This is a genomic window from Arthrobacter sp. NPDC057388 (assembly GCF_042668165.1).
In the GTDB taxonomy this organism is placed as follows: Bacteria; Actinomycetota; Actinomycetes; order Actinomycetales; family Micrococcaceae; genus Arthrobacter.
In genome coordinates this window covers 115732-123724 of the sequence record NZ_JBHVBL010000010.1, presented here as the reverse complement: position 1 = coordinate 123724, position 7993 = coordinate 115732, and the positions used below count along the sequence as shown (strand labels likewise).

The following is a 7993-nucleotide window of genomic DNA, read 5'->3' as shown; positions in this document are numbered from 1 at the left end:
CAGGTTTTGGCAGCTCAGCGGCCGCCCGCCGTCGTTCTGCTTGTTGTGCGTCCCGCTGTGCCCCGCAGTCCCGGATGACAGAATGAATCCTGTGAACCAGGACACCACCACTGCATTTACTGGCAGCAGCCCGCTGACGCGGTTCCGCCTGGCGCCCAACCCGGGGCCGATGAGCCTCGAGGGGACCAACTCCTACATCGTCGGGGAGCCGGGCCATGGGGGAGTGGTGGTGGTCGATCCGGGGCCGCTGGACGAGGCACACCTTCAGGCACTGGCGGCGGCCGGACCAGTGGAGCTCATCCTGGTTACGCACCGGCACGCGGACCACACGGCAGGCTCGGCCCGGCTGGCCGAGATCACCGGTGTGCCTGTCAGGGCCGCAGCGCGCGAGCACTGCCACGCGGGGAGCCCGCTGCAGGCGGGGGAGACCATCGCCGCCGGGGGCACCGAGATCAGGGTGGTCCCCACTCCCGGGCACACCTCGGACTCCGTCTGCTTCCACCTGCCCCTCGACGGGCCTGCCGGCTCCGTGCTGACCGGCGACACCATCCTGGGCCGGGGAACCACCGTGCTTGACCACCCCGACGGCACCCTGGCCGACTACCTCGCTTCACTCGACCGGCTGGAACGGCTGGGCCCCGCCACGGTCCTGCCCGCCCACGGGCCCGTTCTGCCCGCCCTGGACGCTGTTGTCCGCGCTTACCGGGACCACCGGCTGGACCGCCTGTCCCAGATCCGGGCCGCCCTCGCCGGCCTCGGCCCGGACGCGGGCGTCGGCGAGGTCACCACCGCCGTCTATGCCGACGTCGACCCTTCCGTCCGGCGCGCCGCCGAGAATTCCGTGGCGGCACAGCTGCAGTACCTCCGCTCCCTGGGTGGGGGAATCTAAGACTGTAGGCTTGGAGCCATGCGTATTGCCCGGTTTGTAGTCGATTCTGATCCCCTTTACGGCGTTGTTGAAGGCCAGCCCGGCAGTGAGGAAATCACTGTCATCAACGGCGACCCGTTCTTCAACGGCGTGGAACGCACTTCCGTGCGGCACAAGCTCGAGGATGTCCGCCTGCTGGCGCCCATCATTCCGCGCAGCAAGGTGATCGGGGTGGGGCGGAACTTTGTGGAGCACGCCCACGAGCTCGGCAACGAAGTGCCCCAGCAGCCCCTGCTGTTCCTGAAGCCCAACACGTCCGTGGTTGGCCCGAACGATCCCGTGGTCCTTCCGGAGTTCTCCGAGGAGGTCTCCTTCGAGGCTGAGCTCTGCGTCGTCATCGGCCGCATCTGCAAGGACGTGCCGGAAGACCGTGTGGACGACGTCATCTTCGGTTACACCTGCGGCAACGACCTCACCGCCCGTGACGTCCAGAAAACCGACCTGCAGTGGGCCCGCGCCAAGGGCTTCGACACCTCAGCGCCGCTTGGACCGTGGATCGAAACCGAACTCGATCCGGAGGACCTGTCCATCAAGGGCCGGCTCAACGGCGAACTGCGCCAGGACGGCAGCACCACACAGATGATTCGCGGCGTGCGGGAACTGGTCTCCATCATCTCCAGTGCGTTCACGCTGCTGCCCGGTGACGTCATCATGACGGGTACCCCGGCAGGCGTCGGCCTGGTCCAGGCGGGCGACCGGTACGAAGTGGAGATCGAGGGTATCGGCCGCTTGTCGAACCCCGTCGTCCGCCGCTAGGCGGACCTGGCCGCGGACGGCCTCCGCAGGGACGGCGCAGGGGTGCCCGGTTGGTAAAGTTGGTATCACTATGACTACCCCCTCCGCCGCTCCTGCTGCCATTCCTGCCGTCACCGCCGAAACGCCCGTCCGGGTCCGCTTTTGCCCCTCACCGACGGGCACCCCGCACGTCGGTCTGATCCGTACGGCGCTCTTCAACTGGGCCTACGCCCGCCACACCGGCGGCAAGATGATCTTCCGCATCGAGGACACCGACTCGGCCCGCGACAGCGAGGAAAGCTACCACCAGCTGCTCGACGCCCTCAAGTGGCTCGGCATCGACTGGGACGAGGGCGTCGAGGTGGGCGGGCCGCATGCGCCGTACCGCCAGTCCCAGCGGAGCGAGCTGTACCAGGACGTGATCGCCAAGCTCAGGGCCGGCGGCCACATCTACGAGTCCTACTCGACGCCGGACGAGATTGAAGCGCGCCACCGGGCTGCCGGCCGGGACCCGAAGCTGGGCTACGACGGCTTTGACCGCGACCTTAGCGACGAACAGGTTGCCGCGTTCAAGGCCGAGGGCCGGGAAGCCGTGCTGCGGCTGCGGATGCCGGATGAGGACATCACGTTCACCGACCTCGTCCGCGGCGAGATCACGTTCAAGGCCGGCTCTGTCCCGGACTTCGCAGTGGTGCGTGCCAACGGCGCCCCGCTGTACACCCTGGTCAACCCGGTGGACGATGCCCTCATGGGCATCACGCACGTCCTCCGCGGCGAGGACCTGCTGAGCTCCACTCCGCGGCAGATCGCCCTGTACCGGGCCCTGTACGCGGTAGGCGTGGCCGAGTACATGCCGGAGTTCGGCCACCTGCCCTACGTCATGGGCCAGGGCAACAAGAAGCTCTCCAAGCGCGACCCGGAATCGAGCCTGTTCCTGCACCGGGAACGCGGCTTCATCCCCGAGGGCCTGCTGAACTACCTGTCCCTGCTGGGCTGGTCCCTGAGCGCCGACGAGGACATCTTCACGGTGGACCAGCTGGTGAAAAACTTCGACATCCACGACGTCCTGGCCAACCCGGCCCGCTTTGACCTCAAGAAGGCCGAGGCCATCAACGGCACCCACGTCCGGCTGCTGGACCCTGCGGTCTTCCGTGAACGGCTGGTCCCGTACCTCCGCCACGAGGGCCTGGTGGGGGAGATCCTGACCGACCACCAGGAGGAGATCCTGACGGAAGCCGCGCCGCTCGTCCAGGAACGGATCACCCTGCTCGGCGAAGCACCGGAGATGCTGGCATTCCTGTTCAAGTCCGACGACCAGATCGACGTCGCCGCCGACGCCCGCAAGGGCCTGCCGGAGAACGTCACCGAGGTCCTTGACGCGGCGCTGGCGGCCCTTGAGCCGATCGGTGACTGGAACGCCGAGAACATCCAGTCCGCGCTGAAGCAGGCGCTGGTGGAGGACCTGGGGATCAAGCCGCGCCTTGCCTTCGGCCCGGTGCGTACCGCCATCTCCGGCCGCCGCATTTCCCCGCCGCTGTTCGAGTCCATGGTGATCCTGGGCAAGGAATCGTCCCTGGCGCGCCTGCGCGCCTTCCGCGGCTGATGTCACACCCCGCAGCGGAAACCGCTGTCCTGTCCCGTGACCTCGGGACGGTCAGCGGCGTCCTGTTCGACATCGACGACACCCTCGTGGACCTCGCCTACGCCATGACGACGGCGCTGCGGGACGCCAGCGAGCACCTCCTGCCCGGCCTGGACCAGGCCGGGTGGGACAAGGTGGGGCGGATCTTCACGCACGAGACCACCCACTACTACGACCGCTACCTCGCCGGCGAGCTGACCTTCAATGAGCAGCGCCTGCTCCGCGGCCGGGCGGCACTGGGCCACTTCGGCGTCGAGATGGGTGAGGGCGAGGAAGCGCACAACTGGCTCAGCACCTATGCGCGGCTGCAGCCCAGCTATGTGCGGGCCTTTGAGGACGTGCTGCCGCTGCTCGACGCGCTGGACCAGGCAGGTATTCCCTACGGAGCCGTGAGCAACAATGTGCACGACTATCAGCGGGCAAAGCTGGACAGCGCCGGGCTGGAACGGATCCGGTTCCTCGTGGGCACCGACACGGTGGGTGTCCCCAAGCCGGACCCCGCCATCTACCTCGAAGGCGTCCGGCTGATCGGCAGCACTCCCGCCACCACCCTGTACATCGGTGACAACCGGCTCCTGGACGCCGAGGGCTCGACGGCGGCAGGACTGTTGGGCATCTGGCTTAACCGCGGCGGGGAACAGGCTCCGGGTTTCCAGGGGCAGGAGGTCGCCTCCCTGCTGGAACTCCTGGCGCTGCCGGCCGGTTCCAGCTAGCCGGCTGGGTCCGTTGCCTGCTGCCGCTTGACGCGTTCAGAAAGTGTGGCGCAGGTAACGGCCCGCCGATTTGTGCGGCGCAAAAGTCTCGGGTAGAGTAATTACTCGTGCTGAGGGGCACGGAGCGAAAGATAAAGACTTTCCACCGGCCCGAAAGTGCCAATGGGATATGGTGTAATTGGCAACACTACGGTTTCTGGTACCGTCATTCTAGGTTCGAGTCCTGGTATCCCAGCTCTGGATTTCTCCGGATTTTCCGAAGAATTTCAGGTGTTGCAAATCGGAAAACGCCGATTTGGAACAAAGCCAAATGTGTGAAACACTAACTTGGCTTGATCAGCGGAAACGCTGGCAAGAAAGTACACGGCCCCATCGTATAGCGGCCTAGTACGCCGCCCTCTCACGGCGGTAACGCGGGTTCGAATCCCGCTGGGGTCACCGATAACCGGCTCCGGGCAACAGCCCGGGGCCGGTATTCTTTTGCCTGAATTTGTATGGCCCGCCTGCGCCGTCTCCGGCTGTTCGACCCAAAAAGACCTCTGAACTGGCATGATGAGCCTGTGACCTCCAACCGGATCCCGCCAACCGGCGGCCAGGAAACGGAAACGCAGCCTGCCGGCGTGCGCCTCCTCGAGGAGGTCCGGCGCGATTTGGCGGCCGTCACCTTGCCGCTGGCGCTGCCGACCGCCGACCAGGCCCGGCTGGAGGTGCGCAACTCCGTGGCCCAGCTCGACGACTACGTCCTGCCCCGCTACCGCAGCCTGGACGCCCCGCTGCTGGCCGTCGTCGGCGGCTCAACGGGCGCAGGCAAGTCGACTCTTGTGAACGCGCTGGTGGGCCATCCCGTAACGCGCGCCGGTGCCATCCGGCCCACCACCCGCCAGCCCATCCTGCTGCACCATCCCTCGGAAGCTGCCTGGTTTGAGGACCAGCGGGTTCTGCCCGGTCTCAGCCGGATCCGCGGCACCCTCGTCCCGGCGGCTGTCCCGGCCCTGCCAAACCGTCAGCCGGCCGGGCAGGCCGTTCCGCCGTCGGGGGATCCACCCGTCTCATCACTGGTCCTGGTGGGAGATTCCGCCGTGCCCGAAGGCATCGCACTGCTTGATGCTCCCGACGTTGACTCCATCTCCGACGAGAACCGCAGGCTCGCCGGGCAGTTGCTGGCCGCCGCCGACCTCTGGATCTTCGTGACCACCGCAAACCGGTACGCTGACGCCGTCCCGTGGAAGCTGCTGCTGAACGCCGCGTCGCGGGACATCATGGTTGCAGTAGTCCTGGACCGTGTCCCGCCGGCCGCTGAAGCGGAAGTGCGGGAGGATCTGCGCAGCATGCTGGCGCGGGAGGGCCTTGGTGCCGCCCGGCTCTTCGTCATCCCGGAAATCCAGCTTGGCAGTGCTGGCATGCTTCCACCGGAAACTGTGCAGCCCCTGAAGGCCTGGCTCCGCGGCCTTGCCGAAGATGCGGCAGCCCGCGCTGACATCGCGCGGCGGACGCTGCACGGCGCCGTACGGGAGCTGGGCCAGCGGGTGGCACGGATCGCCGACGCGGCCAGGGAACAGGGGCGCGCCGCCACGGTGCTCGGTGATGATGTGCGGGCCGCCTATCAGGACGCGGGCACCCGGATCATCGACGCCACCAAAGATGGCGCTCTGCTCCGTGGCGAGGTCCTGGCCCGCTGGCAGGACTTCGTCGGAACGGGCGAGTTCTTCCGCAGCCTGGAGCAGAACGTGGGGCGGTTCCGCGACCGTCTCGGCGCATTCTTCCGAGGCGAGCCGGCGCCGGCGGTGAAAGTGGAAACCGCCATTGAAACAGGCCTCCAGGCAGTCATCCTTGATGAAGCCGCCAAGGCGGCCGAAGACGCAGACCAGCGTTGGCGCGCGGACCCCGCGGGCCGGCAGCTTCTGGGCACGGACGACCTCTCCGGGATCAGTTCCGGATTTGCGGATCTCGCGGCCGCGGAAATACGTGACTGGCAGGCTGGCCTGATGGAACTGATCAGGACCGAGGGACAGGACAAGCGGACGCAGGCGCGGTGGCTGTCCTTCGGCATCAATGGCCTCGGTGCCGCCCTGATGATTGTGGTCTTCTCGATGACGGCCGGACTGACCGGCCTGGAGATTGGCGTCGCCGGAGGCACCGCCGTCGTGGGGCAAAGACTGCTGGAGGCCGTCTTTGGGGAGGATGCAGTGCGCCGGCTCGCCCGCACCGCCCGCGACGACTTGAGCCGCAGGTGCCGAAACCTTCTGGAAGCCGAGCAGGAACGGTTCCTGCGTCGGCTGGACACGGACGCCGGGAGTGCCGCCGTCGAGCTTGCCGAACATGCACGGGCCCTGACGCGGTTGGCTGACGCCTCGTGAACCGCCGCGGGAGGGCGAGGGATGAGACGCGGCTGCAAGGCCGACTCGAGGCCCTGGGCAGGGCCCGGGAGCTGGCCGAAGGCGTGCTGCCCGACGCGGCGCTCGAGGATGTTCTCGGGGTGCTGGAACGTGCCCGGTCACGGCGGGCGCTCTCAGCCGACCACACGGTGGTGGGCTTTTTCGGGGCGACCGGAAGCGGGAAATCCACCCTCTTCAACGCCGTGAACGGCGCTGAGATCGCGACGGCGGCGGCGCGCCGGCCCACCACATCCGAACCTTTGGCCAGCGTGTGGGGTGCCGAGGGCAGCGAGCCGCTGCTCGATTGGCTGGATGTGCGCGGACGCCACCATGCGGATCCTGTGGACGGCTTCGCCGATGAGGATACCGGCCTGATTCTGCTGGACCTGCCCGACTTCGATTCCACGCGAACCGCTAATCGGGAGATCGTGCAGCGGCTGGTGGGGATGGTGGATGTCCTGGTGTGGGTGCTGGATCCGCAAAAGTACGCCGACGCATCCGTCCACAACGACTTCCTTGCTCCGCTGGCATCGCACGGCGCCGTCACGCTGGTGGTGCTCAACCAGGTGGACAGGCTGCCGGCGGCGGATGTTGGGCCGGTACTGGAGTCGCTGAAGGCGATCCTCGCCCGCGACGGGCTGGGCAAGGTTCAGGTCCTGGCTGCCTCCGCGCTGACCGGAGCCGGAGTGGACGATGTCCGGGCGGCCATCCGCCGGGTTGTCTCGCAGCGGGAAGCGCTGTCCCTTCGATTGTCGGCGGACGTGACCAAGGCTGCGGCCCAGCTGCAGGAGGCCTCCGGCCGTGGGGAAGCTGCAGGAGTCCAGCGGGGGACCGCGGCGCGGCTCGCGGACGAACTGGCCGTGGCGGCCAACGTGCCGCTGGTGGCCGATGCCGTGTCCTCGTCGTACCGTATCGAGTCCACCCGGCGCACGGGCTGGCCGGTGACGCGGTGGCTTGTCCGCTTCAGGCCGGACCCGCTCCGCCGCCTCAACCTGCGCCGCGATGCCAGCGCCGAGGTGAACCGGACGTCCCTGCCTCCCGCAGGCGCTCCGGAACGCGCGCGGACCGATGCTGCCGTCCGTGAATTTGCCGACGCCGCCAGCGATGGTGCGCCCGGCCCTTGGCGGGCATCCATCCGCGCAGCGGCCCGGACGGGGAGGGACCGGCTGCCGGATGCTCTTGACCAGGCCATCGCCGGGGCAGACCTCGGCGCCAGCCGGAAGTCCTGGTGGTGGGGCGCGTTCAACGTTATCCAGTGGATTGCGCTGCTCACGGCCGTGGCTGGTCTGGGGTGGCTGGGCGTGCTTGCCGGCCTGGGTTACCTGCAGCTGCCTGTTCCGCAGGTGCCCCGGGTGGAAGGGTGGCCGGTCCCGACCCTGATGGTTGCCGGCGGAGCCGCGCTGGGCATCCTGCTCGCCGTGACAGCTAAATTCATCTCTGCCGGTGTGGCGAAGCGCCGGGGTGCCAAGGCCAGGAAGCGGCTCAACGGGGCCGTGGCAGAGGTTGCCGGCCGGCTCGTTGTGGAGCCCGTGGAGGCGGAGATCGGTCGGCTGGAGGCGTTTAATACGGCGCTGCGGACCGCCGCGGGCTAGCTTTTCCT

General features: G+C 67.9%; 6 protein-coding genes and 2 tRNA genes. All 8 read left to right on the top strand.

Annotation, left to right across the window (positions count from 1 at the left end; genetic code table 11):
• The first annotated feature begins 82 nt into the window (after positions 1-82).
• Entirely contained in the window at positions 83-889 is an 807-nt protein-coding gene (locus ACFUTU_RS07465) for an MBL fold metallo-hydrolase (protein WP_377962751.1), read from the top strand.
• An 18-nt stretch (positions 890-907) separates the two neighbouring features.
• Positions 908-1684, top strand: coding sequence for a fumarylacetoacetate hydrolase family protein (locus tag ACFUTU_RS07460; protein ID WP_377962749.1), 777 nt, complete (start codon positions 908-910; stop codon positions 1682-1684).
• A 70-nt stretch (positions 1685-1754) separates the two neighbouring features.
• Complete coding sequence (gene gltX / locus ACFUTU_RS07455; protein WP_377962747.1) at positions 1755-3266, top strand: glutamate--tRNA ligase; 1512 nt, start codon at positions 1755-1757, stop codon at positions 3264-3266.
• Entirely contained in the window at positions 3266-4018 is a 753-nt protein-coding gene (locus ACFUTU_RS07450; protein WP_377962744.1) for an HAD family hydrolase, read from the top strand. Before gltX ends, ACFUTU_RS07450 begins: the two co-directional genes overlap by 1 nt.
• Before the next feature lie 163 nt (positions 4019-4181).
• Positions 4182-4253, top strand: a tRNA-Gln gene (locus tag ACFUTU_RS07445).
• Positions 4254-4383: 130 nt separating this feature from the next.
• Positions 4384-4456, top strand: a tRNA-Glu gene (locus tag ACFUTU_RS07440).
• A gap of 122 nt (positions 4457-4578) precedes the next feature.
• On the top strand, positions 4579-6375 hold the full coding sequence (locus ACFUTU_RS07435) for a dynamin family protein (protein WP_377962741.1): 1797 nt from the start codon (positions 4579-4581) through the stop codon (positions 6373-6375).
• On the top strand, positions 6372-7985 hold the full coding sequence (locus tag ACFUTU_RS07430; protein WP_377962738.1) for a GTPase: 1614 nt from the start codon (positions 6372-6374) through the stop codon (positions 7983-7985). Before ACFUTU_RS07435 ends, ACFUTU_RS07430 begins: the two co-directional genes overlap by 4 nt.
• Positions 7986-7993 lie beyond the last annotated feature (8 nt).